The organism is Serratia sp. Je.1.23.a (assembly GCF_051129805.1).
Classification (GTDB): domain Bacteria; phylum Pseudomonadota; class Gammaproteobacteria; order Enterobacterales; family Enterobacteriaceae; genus Serratia; species Serratia liquefaciens.
Map to the genome: position 1 here is coordinate 774,612 of NZ_JBCPSR010000002.1, position 13,908 is coordinate 788,519.

The 13,908-nt window shown below is 57.7% G+C and carries 15 protein-coding genes; 5 read left to right on the forward strand and 10 right to left on the reverse strand.

Going from position 1 to position 13,908, the window contains the following annotated elements:
* Nucleotides 1-177 precede the first annotated feature (177 nt).
* Nucleotides 178-1,206 (forward strand): transporter, encoded by a 1,029-nt coding sequence (locus AAZT04_RS11430; protein ID WP_020827027.1) that lies wholly within the window; start codon nucleotides 178-180, stop codon nucleotides 1,204-1,206.
* Here AAZT04_RS11430 and AAZT04_RS11435 read toward each other — a convergent pair whose 3' ends face one another.
* From AAZT04_RS11435 to AAZT04_RS11475, 9 genes are all read right to left on the reverse strand, one after another.
* A complete protein-coding gene (locus tag AAZT04_RS11435; protein WP_020827026.1) occupies nucleotides 1,207-1,740 on the reverse strand; it encodes an SRPBCC family protein in 534 nt (177 codons plus the stop codon).
* Nucleotides 1,741-1,743: 3 nt separating this feature from the next.
* Nucleotides 1,744-2,091 carry an ArsR/SmtB family transcription factor gene (locus AAZT04_RS11440; protein WP_020827025.1) on the reverse strand — a complete coding sequence of 116 codons (348 nt, stop codon included), beginning with the start codon at nucleotides 2,089-2,091 and terminating at the stop codon, nucleotides 1,744-1,746.
* Nucleotides 2,092-2,179: 88 nt separating this feature from the next.
* Nucleotides 2,180-3,406: a Zn-dependent hydrolase gene (locus AAZT04_RS11445; protein WP_434680093.1), complete on the reverse strand. Its 1,227-nt coding sequence runs from the start codon at nucleotides 3,404-3,406 to the stop codon at nucleotides 2,180-2,182.
* Nucleotides 3,403-3,894: an L-2-amino-thiazoline-4-carboxylic acid hydrolase gene (locus AAZT04_RS11450; protein ID WP_261103015.1), complete on the reverse strand. Its 492-nt coding sequence runs from the start codon at nucleotides 3,892-3,894 to the stop codon at nucleotides 3,403-3,405. Before AAZT04_RS11450 ends, AAZT04_RS11445 begins: the two co-directional genes overlap by 4 nt.
* 28 nt (nucleotides 3,895-3,922) lie before the next feature.
* Nucleotides 3,923-5,083: a branched-chain amino acid ABC transporter substrate-binding protein gene (locus tag AAZT04_RS11455; RefSeq protein WP_434680096.1), complete on the reverse strand. Its 1,161-nt coding sequence runs from the start codon at nucleotides 5,081-5,083 to the stop codon at nucleotides 3,923-3,925.
* Between the two features lie 34 nt (nucleotides 5,084-5,117).
* Nucleotides 5,118-5,831: an ABC transporter ATP-binding protein gene (locus AAZT04_RS11460; protein WP_128865217.1), complete on the reverse strand. Its 714-nt coding sequence runs from the start codon at nucleotides 5,829-5,831 to the stop codon at nucleotides 5,118-5,120.
* The gene (locus tag AAZT04_RS11465; protein WP_434680098.1) at nucleotides 5,824-6,594 is read right to left on the reverse strand and encodes an ABC transporter ATP-binding protein; all 771 of its coding nucleotides are present in this window, start codon (nucleotides 6,592-6,594) and stop codon (nucleotides 5,824-5,826) included. Before AAZT04_RS11465 ends, AAZT04_RS11460 begins: the two co-directional genes overlap by 8 nt.
* Nucleotides 6,591-7,703, reverse strand: a complete 1,113-nt coding sequence (locus tag AAZT04_RS11470; RefSeq protein WP_261103018.1) for an ABC transporter permease subunit — start codon at nucleotides 7,701-7,703, stop codon at nucleotides 6,591-6,593. Before AAZT04_RS11470 ends, AAZT04_RS11465 begins: the two co-directional genes overlap by 4 nt.
* A 9-nt stretch (nucleotides 7,704-7,712) precedes the next feature.
* On the reverse strand, nucleotides 7,713-8,663 hold the full coding sequence (locus tag AAZT04_RS11475; RefSeq protein ID WP_434680101.1) for a branched-chain amino acid ABC transporter permease: 951 nt from the start codon (nucleotides 8,661-8,663) through the stop codon (nucleotides 7,713-7,715).
* Nucleotides 8,664-8,835: 172 nt separating this feature from the next.
* Here AAZT04_RS11475 and AAZT04_RS11480 point away from each other — a divergent pair, with 172 nt between their 5' ends.
* The 3 genes from AAZT04_RS11480 to AAZT04_RS11490 all read left to right on the forward strand — a co-directional run bounded on the left by AAZT04_RS11480 (nucleotide 8,836) and on the right by AAZT04_RS11490 (nucleotide 12,114).
* Nucleotides 8,836-9,744, forward strand: coding sequence for a LysR substrate-binding domain-containing protein (locus tag AAZT04_RS11480; RefSeq protein ID WP_116690401.1), 909 nt, complete (start codon nucleotides 8,836-8,838; stop codon nucleotides 9,742-9,744).
* An 84-nt stretch (nucleotides 9,745-9,828) separates the two neighbouring features.
* A complete protein-coding gene (locus tag AAZT04_RS11485) occupies nucleotides 9,829-11,709 on the forward strand; it encodes a potassium transporter Kup (RefSeq protein WP_020827016.1) in 1,881 nt (626 codons plus the stop codon).
* Nucleotides 11,710-11,811: 102 nt separating this feature from the next.
* Nucleotides 11,812-12,114 (forward strand): cupin domain-containing protein, encoded by a 303-nt coding sequence (locus tag AAZT04_RS11490; RefSeq protein WP_046373464.1) that lies wholly within the window; start codon nucleotides 11,812-11,814, stop codon nucleotides 12,112-12,114.
* Here AAZT04_RS11490 and AAZT04_RS11495 read toward each other — a convergent pair whose 3' ends face one another.
* Nucleotides 12,115-12,699, reverse strand: a complete 585-nt coding sequence (locus tag AAZT04_RS11495; RefSeq protein ID WP_046373465.1) for a TetR/AcrR family transcriptional regulator — start codon at nucleotides 12,697-12,699, stop codon at nucleotides 12,115-12,117. It abuts the gene before it with no gap.
* Between the two features lie 141 nt (nucleotides 12,700-12,840).
* Between AAZT04_RS11495 and AAZT04_RS11500 the strand changes: the two genes are divergently transcribed.
* Nucleotides 12,841-13,896 (forward strand): sugar phosphate isomerase/epimerase family protein, encoded by a 1,056-nt coding sequence (locus AAZT04_RS11500; RefSeq protein WP_434680105.1) that lies wholly within the window; start codon nucleotides 12,841-12,843, stop codon nucleotides 13,894-13,896.
* Nucleotides 13,897-13,908 lie beyond the last annotated feature (12 nt).

The window sequence follows — 13,908 nt, forward strand, 5'->3', positions numbered from 1 at the left end:
GATTTCTGACGGTGCTGTACGGTGTTGCCATCAAAGTATTGGGAAATAATGTGACTTTTTTATGACGTTAATATTAATCATCGGGAACAGTGAAAATAATTAACGTTGGCATTTAAAGGTTGATATAAAGACTGAGATTGATTAATTCATGCGTGCGGTTATTCGGGACAAAGGTTTATGGCTCAAACGGTTGCGGAAAAATTACACAAACTTGATTTTGACGATGAGGTCACCGGGCTGATTTACGGCCACGTTTTTCGTACGTCAGAGCCACCGCAGCGGGTCTCTTCGCAGCAGGCCTGCCAGGCCTATCAGACGCTGTCGCCGGGGGAGGGATTTATCTGGCTGCATCTCAACCTGAATCATGCCGCGGCGGAAAAATGGCTAAAAAACCACTTCGAGATTTCTGAGTTTTTCTTTGACGAGATCCGCCACGGTTCTCATACCACGCGCATAGAGCGTCAGGGAGAAGATCTGTTCGCGGTGCTCAACGACGTAATCTTCCACCCGAAAGAGAACAACCCGGAGATTGCGACGCTATGGCTGTATTGCCGTAGCGGCCTGGTGGTCACGGTGCGGCACAAACCGCTGCGTTTGATTGAGCGGCTGCTGGGGCGACTGGGGCCGCTGCAGTTGGCGTCTTCTACCGAATTGCTGGCGCATTTGCTGGAAGAGCAGGAAGAGGTGCTGGAGCAGGTGGTGCGGCAGGCCAACCAGTACGTCGATACCATTGAAGATCGCCTGCTGAGCAACCATGTGAAACGCAACCGTACCGAACTGGGCAGAATGCGCCGCATGCTGCTGCGTTTTCAGCGTCTGCTGGCGCCGGAGCCCGCGGCGCTGTTTCGTTTGCTGAACCGGCCACCGACCTGGCTGAGCCGGGACGTGGTACAGGATCTGCGGCAATTTACCGAAGAGTTCACGGTGGTGCTAAACGATCTCGCCAGCTTGACCGAACGCATTCGCTTGTTACAGGAAGAGATAGGCGCCAAGCAGATGGAACAGAACAACCGCACGCTCTACACCCTGACGGTGATCACCGTGTTGGCACTGCCAATCAATATCGTCGCCGGCTTCTTTGGCATGAACGTGGGGGGGATCCCGCTGGCCAGCAACCACCACGGCTTTGTTTTGCTGGTGTTGCTGGTCGGCGGCTTTACGCTGGTTACCGGCTATCTGGCTTTCAGACGCCGGGATGAAGGCTGATCACAGTCTGGCCCGGTACTCTTCTTCCAGGCGAGTGTGAGTGCTCCAGAACGGCTGCGGCTGACGATTGTGCAGACGATCGACCAGGATATCCAGGTGGGTATGCCAGCCCCCGGCCACGCTGAGCATTTCATCACGGTTGGCCAGGCGACGGTGGGTGACCGTCAGCAGCACGGCTTTGCCCTGTTCGGTCAGTTCGAAGGTCACCTCGGAAGGGCGGCTTTGCCCCTGTTCAGCCCAGGTAAAACTCAGCAGCCGCGGTGGGAAAAGGCAGGTGATATGGCCGACGTTGCTGACGCTGCAGCTGAGGTGCTTATATTTGGCCGGCGTTTGCTCGTGTTCGCCGGTCAGCTCGGAATTGCGAAACACCAGCTCTACCTGGGCGCCGTTTTCCAGCTTCATTTCGCCGGCGGCCAGCCAGGTGGCGCGTTTGTCGGATTCCGTCAGATAGGCCCAGACCCGTTCGATAGGGCCGGGCAGCAGCCGCTGAATACGCAGCGTGCCGGTTTCAATAATCATGCCGTAGTCGTTCATGGTTCACTCCTTGGGAGGATTCGGTTCCGGTTGCAGCAGCGCTATTTCCAGCGCGTCCAGCCGCTCAGTCCAGAAATGCTCGTAGGTTTGCAGCCATTGCATGGCCTGCGCCATAGGCTCGGGTTCAAGCCGGCAGATATGGTTTCTTCCCTGCACGGTACGCTGCACCAGCCCAGCAAGCTCCAGTGCTTTGATATGCTTGGAAGCGCCGGCAAACGACATCTGCAACGGCGCGGCCAGTTCGCCAATGCTGTGCTCGCCACCGGCCAACGACCGCAATATTGCGCGGCGTGTCGGATCGGAGAGCGCATGGAAAATGGCGTCCAGCTGTGAGGAAGATAATTTAACCATATGGTTGAATATAGAACAGGCGGGTTAATATTCAACCAGTTTGTTGAATATTTTTTCTGGCTCCGACAAACAGGCCGGAGCCAGGGGATCAGGCGTGAGTTTGCGCCAATATGGCATTGAGCAACACGTTGGCACCGGCGGTCGACCACGCCGGGGAGATGTTTTCCAGTTCGTTGTGGCTGATGCCGTCCACGCAGGGGATAAATATCATCGCCGTAGGGGCTACCCGGTTCAGGTAACAGGCGTCATGACCGGCACCGGAAACCATATCCCGGTGCGAATAGCCCAGGGCCTTGGCGGCCTGCCGCACGCTGTTGATACAAGCTGGATCAAAACGTATCGGCTGATATTGGAATATACGCTCGGCATGGGCATTTAGCCCATCGACGCCCACTTCGGCCACCGCAGCCAGCAAACGTTGTTCCATCTGCGCCAATACGGCCTCTTGCGGGTGGCGGAACTCGACGCTGAAAAACACCTTGCCCGGCACCACGTTGCGGGAGTTGGGTGTGATTTGCGCCATACCTACCGTGGCACGGGCATCCGGCATAAAGTCGTTACCGATATCATTGACCGCCTTGACCATGGCGGCGAAGCCGAGCAGGGCGTCGCGCCGTCTATCCATCGGCGTCGTACCCGCATGGGCGCTGAACCCGGTGATTTCCAGTTCATACCAGCGCTGCCCCTGTGCGGCGGTCACCACGCCAATCTCAATGTTTTCCGCTTCGAGGATCGGTCCTTGCTCAATGTGCAGCTCAAAGGCGGCGTGAATCGGCGTGTTGCCCACCGGATGCTCGCCGGCGTAGCCGATTTGCTGCAAGGCTTCGCCGATGCTGGTGCCCTGTGCATCCTGGCGTGACAGGCCGTATTCAAGCTCGAACACGCCGGCAAATACCCCAGAAGAGATCATTGCCGGCGCAAAGCGTGCGCCTTCTTCATTCGTCCAGTTAATGACTTCCACCGCACGTTCGGTTGCGATTTGTCGATCGTTCAGGGTGCGGATCACCTCCAGCCCGGCCAGCACGCCGTAAATGCCGTCGAAACGGCCGCCGTTGGGCTGGGAGTCAACGTGGGAGCCGGTGACCACCGGGGCCAGATCCGGGCGAGTGCCTTCACGGCGCAGGAACATATTGCCCATGCGGTCGATGCGTAGACTGCAACCGGCCTCTAGGGCCCACTCGCGCAGCTGGTTGCGCGCCATGCGGTCTTCTTCGCTCAGGGCCAGCCGGGTCACGCCGTCTTTCGGGATAGCCCCGAACTGCGCCATGTCGAGCAGGCTTTGCCACAGGCGTTCTCCGTTTACTCGATGCGTCACTTTTCTTCTCCCTGCGCTTTGGCGGCATAGCGAAAATCGCAACAGGGAGCGCCGGACATGATGGTCTGGGTGCGCTGCAGTTCGACCTCGGGCGCGTAGCCGACGATAAACTGGCTGTCGCGCGCGCAGGACAGCAGATGGCCGATCTCACCCAGCCCCATCTGATGGTACATCTCGGCATAGCGACAGCGGGTGACGTCATAGTCAAAATGCTGTTCGTCCTGGTAGATCACCTTCACCTGCAGCGCATCGTCTTTTTCCCACAGGTACTGCAAGGCGGCGAAACTTTGCAAATCCGCGCCATTTGGCTCCTGCGCGGCGAAGTTTTTGCCGGCTTCAATGGCGGCATTTTCAATTGCCTCGCCAATCACCGCCTGTGCGCGCTCTTTGCCGATCTCGCGCACCAGGATCTGGTAGATCGGTTTGATGATTTCCGCTTCTATGCGGCGCCGTGCCAGAATACCCAACTCGTTTTTTGCATCGCTCATCGCCTTGCTCCTCATTGCTTGCGGATTTTTATTGTTTTTTTGCGCCGCCCAATACGGTCTGCGGCTGCCATTTGCCGTCAACCACCCGATACAGGGTGAAGCTCGGCTGTTGCAGGTTGCCCTGCGAATCGAATGCAATGGTGCCGGTGACGCCTTGATAATGAATGGCTCGCAGCTTCGGCAGATAATCGGCCGGATCGGCGGATCCCGCCTGCTCGATGGCGGCAATCAGTACCCGGGTGGCGTCGTAGGCGAACGGCGCATGCAGTTCGATATGGGTTTTATAGCGGTCGCGATAGGCCTGCTCAAAGGCTTTGCCGCCGGGCATTTGCTCCAGCGGTAAGCCAGGCTCCAGGGCCACAACGCCTTCGCCTTCTTTCTGTGCCAGCGTCAGGAAGGTCTGGCTAACGAAGCCACCGGCCCCCATCAGCGGGGTGTTCATGCCCAACTGTTTGATACGGCGCGCCAGCGGCGCTGCCTGTGAGTCGACGCCGCCGAAGAAGATCAAATCGGCGTTCTTGCTGCGCACGGTGGTCAGCACCGCGCTGAAGTCGACGGTCTTGTCGTCGACATATTCACGCGCCACCGGCTGGATACCCTGAGCCGCCAACGACTTGATGAATTCATCCGCCAGTCCTTGCCCGAACGCGGTGCGGTCGTCAATCACCGCAATGCGCTTGGCTTTTAGCTGTGTGACGGCATAGATCCCGGCGTAATTGCCACCATCGTCGTCATGGCCCATGACGCGGAAGCTGGTATCAAACCCTTGTTGAGTATAGCCATGGCCGGTGGCGACCGGCGCAACCTGGGCAATACCGGCGTCGTGGTAAATACGCGCCGCAGGAATGCTGGTGCCGGTGTTCCAATGGCCGACCACACCGACCACGCCTTCGTCGACCAGACGTTGTGCCACGGCGACGGCGGTGCGCGGATCGGATTGATCGTCTTCGGACAACAATTTAAAGGTGACCGCTTTACCGTTCAGCGTGGGTTCCTGGGCGTTGGCATCGGCGATCGCCAACTGAGCGCCGTTTTCCAAATCTTTGCCAATACGGGCGGAAGGGCCGGTTAAAGGACCGGCCAGACCGATCAGAATGGTTTCATCGGCCAGCGCCGACGAGGCGGCACCCAGGCTGACCAGAATAGCGGCGGCCAACGCCAGCGGCTTGAAGCGAGTTATGTTGTGCATGTAAAACTCCCGGTGTGGTTAAAAGTAAAAACGTTTATTCGCCCAAATAGGCTTGTTTGATTTTTTCATCGTCCAGCAGGTCGGCAGAGCGGCCGCTATGGTTCAGATTGCCGCTGTCCAGCACATAAGCGCGATCGGTCGACGCCAGCGCCAGCCTGGCGTTTTGTTCAACCAACAGTAGCGTGACACCGTCACGCGACAGGCGTTTGATAACCTCAAAAATGGCCTCAACCACGATAGGCGCCAAGCCCATAGAAGGCTCATCCAGTATGAGCAGGCGCGGGCGGCTCAGCAGCGCACGACCGATCGCCACCATCTGCTGCTCACCCCCGGAAAGTAATCCGGCCTGTTGGCGCAGCCGTTCGCGCAAGCGAGGGAAAAGCGCGCAAACCAGCTCCAAATCCTGTCGAACCGCCGGTTTGTCAGAGCGTGAATAAGCGCCAAGCTGCAGATTCTCCAATACCGTCATGCGAGCGAAAATCCCGCGGCCTTCAGGCACCATCACCAGCCCCTGCTGCAGCAAGCGATGCGGGGGTACGCCGCGAATGGAAAGGCCGTCGAACAGGATTTCTCCTTCAAACGGCTGCAGGCCGGTCAGAGCGCGCAGGCTGGAGGTCTTGCCCGCGCCGTTGGCGCCGATTAACGTCACCTGTTCGCCGCTGTTCACCGTAAAATCGATGCCTTTCACCGCATGAATCCCGCCGTAAGACACTTTTAAATTTTTAACGCTGAGTAAGGGCTCAGACATGGGCAGCGCCTCCCAGATAAGCGTGGATCACCGCAGGCTCACGCCTTACCTGTGCCGGTTCGCCTTCGGCGATGACTTTGCCGTAGTCGAGCACCGTCATGCGGTCGCACAGCCCCATCACCAGCTTGACGTCATGCTCGATCAGCAACAGCGTTTTGCCACTGTCTCGAATGCGTAGCAGCAGATCGCGCAGTGCCACTTTTTCGGCCGCGTTCATCCCGGCGGCGGGTTCATCCAACGCCAACAATTTGGGCTCGGTCGCCAATGCCCGGGCGATTTCCAGCCGGCGCTGGTGGCCATAGGAAAGATCGCCGGCGCGATAATGCGCGAACTGACTGATGCCGACGTAGTCGAGCAGCGCGTGGGATTTTTCGCGCGTGGCCTGTTCTTCCTGTCGGGCGCGCCGATGGCGTGAAATCGCTGCCCACAGGCCGTTGCGGGTGCGCAAGTGGCAGCCGACCATCACGTTTTCCAGCACGCTCATCTCATTGAACAGGCGCAGGTTCTGGAAGGTGCGGGCGATACCGGCCTGTGCCACCTTATCGATAGCCTGCGGCTTGTAGCGTTGATCATGCAGGCGGAATTCGCCGCTGTCGGCGCGGTACAGACCGGTGATCAGGTTAAAGCAGGTGGTTTTGCCGGCACCGTTGGGGCCAATCAGGCCGTAAATCTCTCCCTGACGGATGCTGATACTGACATTGTCCACCGCGGTTAATCCGCCAAAGCGTTTACTGACGTGACTGAGCGTGAGAAGCGGCGTCATAAAGTGACCCCCTGTGGATGACGTGCGGGCCACAGGCCTGCCGGGCGATACAGCATCACCAGAATCAACGCCAGCCCGTAGAACAACTGACGGATGATCTCCGGATCGATCCACACCTGACCGAACAGGGCCTGTTGCAGCGGCCCCATGGTGCTGCGCAGCAGTTCAGGCAAGGCGGCCAGCAACAAGGCGCCGAGGATCACTCCGGGGATATGGCCCATGCCGCCCAATACCACCATCGCCAGTACCGCGATGGATTCTTGCAGCGTAAAGGACTCCGGTGAGACAAATCCTTGAAATGCTGCGAATAAAGCGCCAGCGATGCCGCCAAAAGTGGCGCCGATGGCGAATGCCAACAGCTTGAAATTACGGGTATTGATGCCCATCGCCCGTGCCGCGTCTTCATCTTCGCGGATGGCGGTCCAGGCCCGACCCACCCGTGAATGTTGCAGGCGAAGACAGATAAACAGGATCAGCAGCAGCAGGGCGGCGAACAGGTAGTAATAGAGGTACAGTGACGAAAAGCGGAAACCGAACCACTGATGCATACCCGAAAACTTCAGGCCAAACAGTGAAACCGGATCGATGCCGGAGATCCCTTTGGGGCCGTTGGTGATGTTCAGCGGCCGGTCCAGATTGCGCATCAGAATGCGGACGATCTCGCCGAAGCCCAAGGTGACGATCGCCAAATAGTCTCCACGCAGTCGCAGCGTCGGTGCGCCCAGCAGAATGCCGCACAACGCCGCCAATATTGCCGCCAGCGGGATCAGCAGCAGAATAGACAAATGCAGCCCATCGGGGAACCACTGCAACAGGATTGGAAACTGCTCGGTCAGGTGGGGTGACGACAGCAGAGCGGTTAGGTAGGCGCCTACCGCGTAAAAAGCGATAAACCCCATGTCCAGCAAACCGGTTAGGCCAACCACGATGTTCAGCCCTAACGCCAGCATCAGGTAGAGCAAGGCAAAATCAATCACCCGCACCCAGTAGTTACCACCGGCGGCACCGGCCACCCAGGGGGCAAGCAGCAGGCCGAGCATAAACAGCGCCACGCCGAGTCTGGCGCGGCCAGGGGAATCGGTTTGCTGTAGGTGAGTCAAAATAGTCATCTTGTATCCTCAGGCGCGGGTGGCGACGCGTTCGCCCAGCAGGCCGGATGGGCGAAATACCAACACGGAGATCAATATCAGGAAGGCGAAAACGTCCTGATAATTACTGCCGAAGGTGCCCCCGGTCAGTTCGCCGAGATAACCGGTGCCCAGCGACTCGAACAACCCCAGCAACAGGCCGCCGAGCATGGCGCCGCGCAGGTTGCCGATACCGCCCAATACGGCGGCGGTGAAGGCTTTGATGCCCGGCAGGAACCCCATGGAGAAACCGGCATTGCCGTAGTTGCTGGCCATCATGATGCCCGCCACGGCCGCTAAAGCACCGCCGAGGGCGAACGTCAGAACGATGATGCGGTTGGGGTCTATGCCCATCAGGCCGGCAACCTGCGGGTTTTCCGCCGTGGCGCGCATGGCGCGGCCAAAGCGCGAGTGTTCGACCAATAGCAGCAGCCCGGCCATCACCAGCAGCGCGATAGCCAGCGTGGCAATACCGGTACCGGTGATCACTGCCGGCGCGTGGTTGGCGCTGCCAGACGTCAGGGCGATGGGTTCCATGGGCAACAGTTGCGGGAACATTAAGGGATTGCGTGACCAGATCAGCATCGCCAGCGTTTGCAGCAGCAGAGAAACGCCAATCCCGCTGATCAGCGGCGCCAGGCGCGGGGCATTGCGCAGACGGCGATAGGCCAGACGCTCAATACTCATCGATACTAGCGAGCAGACCGCCATGGCGATCAGCGCCGCCAGCAACAGCGTGACGTAAGGTGATAGCGTCGGGAAATGATGTTGTAACACACCGATGGCGGACAACGCGCTCAGCGCGCCGACCATCAGCACATCGCCGTGGGCAAAATTGATGATGCGCAGAATGCCGTACACCATGGTGTAACCCAGGGCAATCAATGCATAAATACTGCCAAGCATCAGTCCGTTGACGGTCTGCTGTACCAGCGTATCCATAGGAAGGAGTCCCGAAAAATAATGATTCAGGAAGCTCACAGTAGAGAATTAAAAAAAATTGTAAAATACGGAAAAATAATTTCTTATACAGAAAATGTGTGTTTTTAATTGTTTGATTTATTTGTATATTAATTTTTAATTAGCGGCGATTTTTCAGCAAAATAGTCAACATATGAAAAAAACAGAACAATACAATGCGTCGTTACCCAATGATCCACCGCTGCGCGCCGTGCGGGCATTTGAGGCTATCGCGCGTTTGGGGAGCATCAGCGCCGCGGCGCTTGAGCTGGAAATATCGCCTTCGGCGGTGAGCCATCAGCTCAAAACGCTGGAGGCCTTTCTGCAAATGCCGCTGACCGAACGCCAGGGGCGCCGGTTAATATTGCGCAGCGAAGGACGGGACTATTACCGTTCTATCCGCTCGGCATTTAACGTATTGCGTCAGGCAACCGAGCAGGTGCGCGAGCAGTCGGCTTCCCGGCAGGTCACCATCAGCCTGATCCCGTTGTTCGGCATGGGCTGGTTCATTCCGCGACTGCGCGGCTTTCTGCGCGAAAATCCCGAGATAGATATCAACGTGGTGTATGCCAATCATCGCAATTACCTCAGCGATGCCGCAGATATCTCGATCCGCTTTGGTGCGGGGCAATGGAGCGGCTATCGCAGTGAAAAACTGATGTCCGGCAAAATGGTGCCGGTATGCAGCCGCAGCTTTATCAAGCTGCACGGGCTGTTGGACACGCCGGAGCAACTTGCACCTTTGCCGTTGCTGCACGACGAAGAGCGCGCTACCTGGATGCAGTGGTTTCAGTCAGCCGGTGTCAAACGACCGCTGCGCAGTACCGGCCCGATGTTTGAAGACGGTCTGCTAACGTTGGCGGCGGTGCAGGCGGGCCTGGGCTGTGCGCTGATGCGTGAACCCCTGATCGAACCCTATCTCAACAGCGGCGAGCTGGTTAAGTTGTTCGATCTGGCGATTGACGATGGGCGCGATTACTACCTGTGCGTGCGGCAAGACAATGAACTGTCACCAGAAGGGTTGAACTTGCAGCGCTGGCTGCTGAAAGAGGCGGGGAACTGAAGGTTCTCACCCAATATCGGCACGCGCTAACCGCCTGAATTGACTATCCTGAATAAATCGTAATGGCTTATTCAGGAAACTTCGATGAGCACAGGGAATGAACAGGAACAGACGCCGAAAATAAGCATGCCGCTGTTGGCCGGCGGCGCACTGGGGGTGGTGTTTGGTGATATCGGCACCAGCCCGTTATACACCCTGAAAACCGTGCTCTATCTCTCGGGGGATGCGCCGTCCGCGCCGGTGATCCTGGGCCTGCTGTCGCTGATTTTCTGGACGCTGGTGATCGTCACCTCGCTGAAATACGCCATGTTTGCCATGCGCATCGATAACCGCGGTGAAGGCGGCATTATGGCGTTGATGTCGTTACTGGTCAGCAAGAAAAAGGCCCGGCCGATGGTGTTGTTTGCCGGCCTGTTCGGTGCGGCGCTGATCTACGGCGACGGGGCTATTACCCCGGCGATTTCGGTGCTGTCGGCGTTGGAAGGGCTGAACATCGTACTGCCCGAGTCGAAACCCTATATTTTGCCTGCGGCGGTGCTGATCCTGGTGAGCTTGTTTGCCATTCAGCCGTTAGGGACCGCGCGTATCGGTAAAGTCTTTGGGCCTATCATGGCGCTGTGGTTTTTCTCTATCGCGGTGCTGGGTATTTGGGGCATCGTTCAGCATCCGGCGGTGCTGATGGCATTGAATCCGCTGTACGGCATCCACTTTCTGTTTTCCAACGGGCTGACCAGCTTTTTAGTGCTGGGTGGGGTGTTTCTCTGCGTCACCGGCGCAGAGGCGCTGTATGCCGACATGGGGCACTTTGGCAAAAAGCCGATTTGGCTGGCCTGGTTTGGTATCGTCTTCCCCAGTCTGCTGCTGAACTATGCCGGCCAGGCCGCGTTGATCCTCTCCGGCGCCGACGTCACCCAAAACATCTTTTTCCGCCTGTGCCCGCCGATGCTGCAGATCCCTCTGGTGATCCTGGCGACCTTGGCCACCATTATCGCCAGTCAGGCGATCATCAGCGGCGCCTTTTCCATGACCCGTCAGGCAATCCAACTGGGTTGGTTGCCGCGTTTGCGGGTGAAACAGACCACTGAGGAGAGCTACGGGCAAATCTATATCGGTGCCATCAACTGGTTGCTGATGGCGGTGACGGTTTTTCTGACGGTGTTTTTCAAGTCTTCCGACAATCTGGCCGCGGCTTACGGCATTGCGGTTTCTCTCACCATGATCATGACCACCGGGCTTTTGTTTGTGGCCATGCGCGAAGTATGGCGTTGGGGAACGCTCGCCAGCCTGTTGGTTGCCGGTGGCTTTTTTATCGTCGATCTCAGCTTCCTGTTGGCTAACCTCAGCAAAGTCATGCAGGGCGGTTATGTCCCATTGCTGATGGCCACGCTGGTCTATGGCGTGATGTTAATCTGGCACCGCGGAGTGCTGGCGGCTTCTCGCACGCTGGGGGAAAAGAACCTGCCGCTGGCGGATTTTCTGGCGCATCTTGAAGAACGTAACATCCCAAGGGTGCCAGGCACGGCCATTTTTCTGACCCGAACGTTAAATGGTACGCCGCCGGTGATGAGATGGCAGGTTAAACGCAACGGTTCGCTGCACGCCAATGTGCTGGCGCTGCACATCATGATTGTTAACGAACCGCGGGTGGCAAACGCCGAACGTTTGGTGATGCGGCAACAGTCGCCGGGTTTCTGGTGCGCGGTAGCCAGCTATGGCTTTATGGAACGGCCCAATATTCCGCGTTTATTACAGCATGCGGAGGCGCAGAAAACCGGGCTGAACTTTGACGATGCTACCTATTACCTGGGCCATGAAAGCGTGGTGCGCCGTGAAACCCGTGACCGATTGCCGGCCTGGCAGCGCAACATTTTTGCGCTGATGGTGCGTAACGGCATGCACGTGACGGATTATTATTATTTGCCCAGCGATCAGGTGGTGGAGATCAGCCGTCGGGTGCCGGTTTGAGCCGTCTGGCTATAGGTTAAAAGCAAAGGTTATTTAGCCGTCGGAGCGCGAGGGAGTAAATTGCCGTGGCAGCGAAGGGCGCTGCTTGCTGATGAAGGGCTTATGTCATTATTCGATCTTACCGCGCTGGCCGCCGATTTGCCGCAGGCATGGCGCTCCAGCGTACTTGGGCAGGTAGGCGCGGCCAATATCAAAGTGTTGCGGATGGATCAGCGTGAGATTGCCGAAGAGGTCCACGATTATCATGAAGGATTGCTGGTGATCGCCGGGCAACTGCGGCTTGAAGTGCAGGGTGAGGAAATCACGATTAACGCCGGGCAACTGTATCAGGCCGCCGCTGGCGTGCCGCATCGGGTGCTGGCGGGCAGCCAGGGCACCCTGGTGATTTTTGATTTGCCGGAGTGATCAATCCAGCGTGGCGAGCGCAATTTTGACCGCCGCTTCCAATCTTGCCCGGCTGACGCCATCGCGCGCCTGAATCGACAACCCGTGCAGGAAGGCGGCAAAATAGTCGCCAAGAGCATCGGCATCGGTATCGGGCGGCAGTTCACCGCAGGCGACGGCGGCGTGCAGGCGATCAATAATGCCTTGGGTGCGAAGCAGACGATGTTCCGCCAGCCAGGCTTTGATCCCGCTGTTTTCGTCGCTGACGCTGGCGGCAGAGGAAACCACCATACACCCTTGCGGCAGGTCTGCGCGGCTGTAGAGCGCCACTGCATCGTCCAGCATGCGTTTTATCGCCAGGCGCACGCTGCTTTCTTCACTGAATGCGCGATCGGCAAATCCGCCTTCATGGCTTTCGTAACTTTCGATGGCTTCACGAAACAGCAACTCTTTCGAGCCGAACGCCTTGTAGATACGGGCGGAAGCGATGCCCAGTTCGGTCACCAAATCCGACATCGAGGTGCCTTCGTACCCCTGACGCCAAAATAAATCTCGTGCTTTCAGTAACGCCTGCTCACGGTCGAATTCGCGCGGTCTGCCTGCCATTAATCAATTCCTGGTTGCCTGTCCCTCAGCGAAACAGGATCGCTTAAATCTATTGTAATACCAACGAGTTTTTAAAATTCGCTTGCTGAGAGATTCATTTAAGCCTATTGTTTGTCAATCGACAAACAATAGGAGTTTACGATGAAAACCCTGAAAGGTCCAAGCCTGCATCTCGCCCAATTCAGTGACGACGCAGCCCCATTCAACAGCTTGCCGGCTATCGCTCAATGGGCGGCAGAAACCGGTTTTAACGCCCTGCAGATCCCCGCCTGGGACAGCCGACTGTTTGATCTGGCCACCGCGGCGGAAAGCCAGACTTATTGCGACGAACTGATCGGCATGCTGGCGGAGCAGGGACTGGTAGTCAGCGAACTGACCACCCACATTTTCGGTCAGCTGATGGCGGTGCATCCGGCTTATGACGCATTGTGCGACAGCTTTGCGCCACCGGCATTGCATGGCAACCCGCAGGCGCGCAGCGAGTGGGCGCACCAGCAACTGCTGCTGGCGGCCAAAGCCTCAGCGCGAATGGGCCTGACCGAAATGGGCACCTTTTCCGGTTCGCTGGCCTGGCCTTATCTATTCCCGTTCCCGCAGCGCCCGGCGGGGCTTATCGAAACCGCGTTCGATGAGTTGGCCAAACGCTGGCTGCCGGTGCTCAACGCCTGCGATGAACAGGGGGTGAACCTGTGTTATGAAATCCACCCCAGTGAAGACCTGCACGACGGCGTGACCTTTGAAATGTTCCATCAGCGTGTTGGCGGACATCCGCGCTGCCAAATACTGTTCGATCCGAGCCACTTCGTGCTGCAACAGCTGAACTATCTGGATTACATCGATATTTATAAGGATTTCATTCGCATGTTCCACGTCAAGGATGCCGAATTCAATCCGACCGGGCGGCAGGGCATTTACGGGGGTTATCAGTCATGGACCGAGCGCGCCGGACGTTTCCGCTCATTGGGTGACGGCCAGGTGGATTTCAAGGGCATCTTCTCCCGGCTGACGCAGCACGGTTACGAGGGTTGGGCCACGCTGGAGTGGGAGTGCTGCCTGAAGCATCCACAGGATGGGGCCCGCGAAGGTGCCGCCTTTATTCGTGAACACATCATCAACGTGACCGACAAGGTGTTTGATGACTTCGCCGGTGCGCCGGTTGATCAACAGCAAATCAATACCTTGCTCGGCCTGCGCTGAGCCCGCAATTCC

Excerpts from the sequence above, each read along its gene's own strand:
- AAZT04_RS11440 (WP_020827025.1), bottom strand. The coding sequence starts at position 2,091 with ATGGTTAAATTATCTTCCTCACAGCTGGACGCCATTTTCCATGCGCTC.
- AAZT04_RS11450 (WP_261103015.1), bottom strand. The coding sequence starts at position 3,894 with ATGAGCGATGCAAAAAACGAGTTGGGTATTCTGGCACGGCGCCGCATA.
- AAZT04_RS11435 (WP_020827026.1), bottom strand. The coding sequence starts at position 1,740 with ATGAACGACTACGGCATGATTATTGAAACCGGCACGCTGCGTATTCAG.
- AAZT04_RS11480 (WP_116690401.1), top strand. The coding sequence starts at position 8,836 with ATGAAAAAAACAGAACAATACAATGCGTCGTTACCCAATGATCCACCG.
- AAZT04_RS11475 (WP_434680101.1), bottom strand. The coding sequence starts at position 8,663 with ATGGATACGCTGGTACAGCAGACCGTCAACGGACTGATGCTTGGCAGT.
- AAZT04_RS11490 (WP_046373464.1), top strand. The coding sequence starts at position 11,812 with ATGTCATTATTCGATCTTACCGCGCTGGCCGCCGATTTGCCGCAGGCA.
- AAZT04_RS11455 (WP_434680096.1), bottom strand. The coding sequence starts at position 5,083 with ATGCACAACATAACTCGCTTCAAGCCGCTGGCGTTGGCCGCCGCTATT.
- AAZT04_RS11495 (WP_046373465.1), bottom strand. The coding sequence starts at position 12,699 with ATGGCAGGCAGACCGCGCGAATTCGACCGTGAGCAGGCGTTACTGAAA.
- AAZT04_RS11465 (WP_434680098.1), bottom strand. The coding sequence starts at position 6,594 with ATGACGCCGCTTCTCACGCTCAGTCACGTCAGTAAACGCTTTGGCGGA.
- AAZT04_RS11430 (WP_020827027.1), top strand. The coding sequence starts at position 178 with ATGGCTCAAACGGTTGCGGAAAAATTACACAAACTTGATTTTGACGAT.
- AAZT04_RS11500 (WP_434680105.1), top strand. The coding sequence starts at position 12,841 with ATGAAAACCCTGAAAGGTCCAAGCCTGCATCTCGCCCAATTCAGTGAC.
- AAZT04_RS11460 (WP_128865217.1), bottom strand. The coding sequence starts at position 5,831 with ATGTCTGAGCCCTTACTCAGCGTTAAAAATTTAAAAGTGTCTTACGGC.
- AAZT04_RS11470 (WP_261103018.1), bottom strand. The coding sequence starts at position 7,703 with ATGACTATTTTGACTCACCTACAGCAAACCGATTCCCCTGGCCGCGCC.
- AAZT04_RS11485 (WP_020827016.1), top strand. The coding sequence starts at position 9,829 with ATGAGCACAGGGAATGAACAGGAACAGACGCCGAAAATAAGCATGCCG.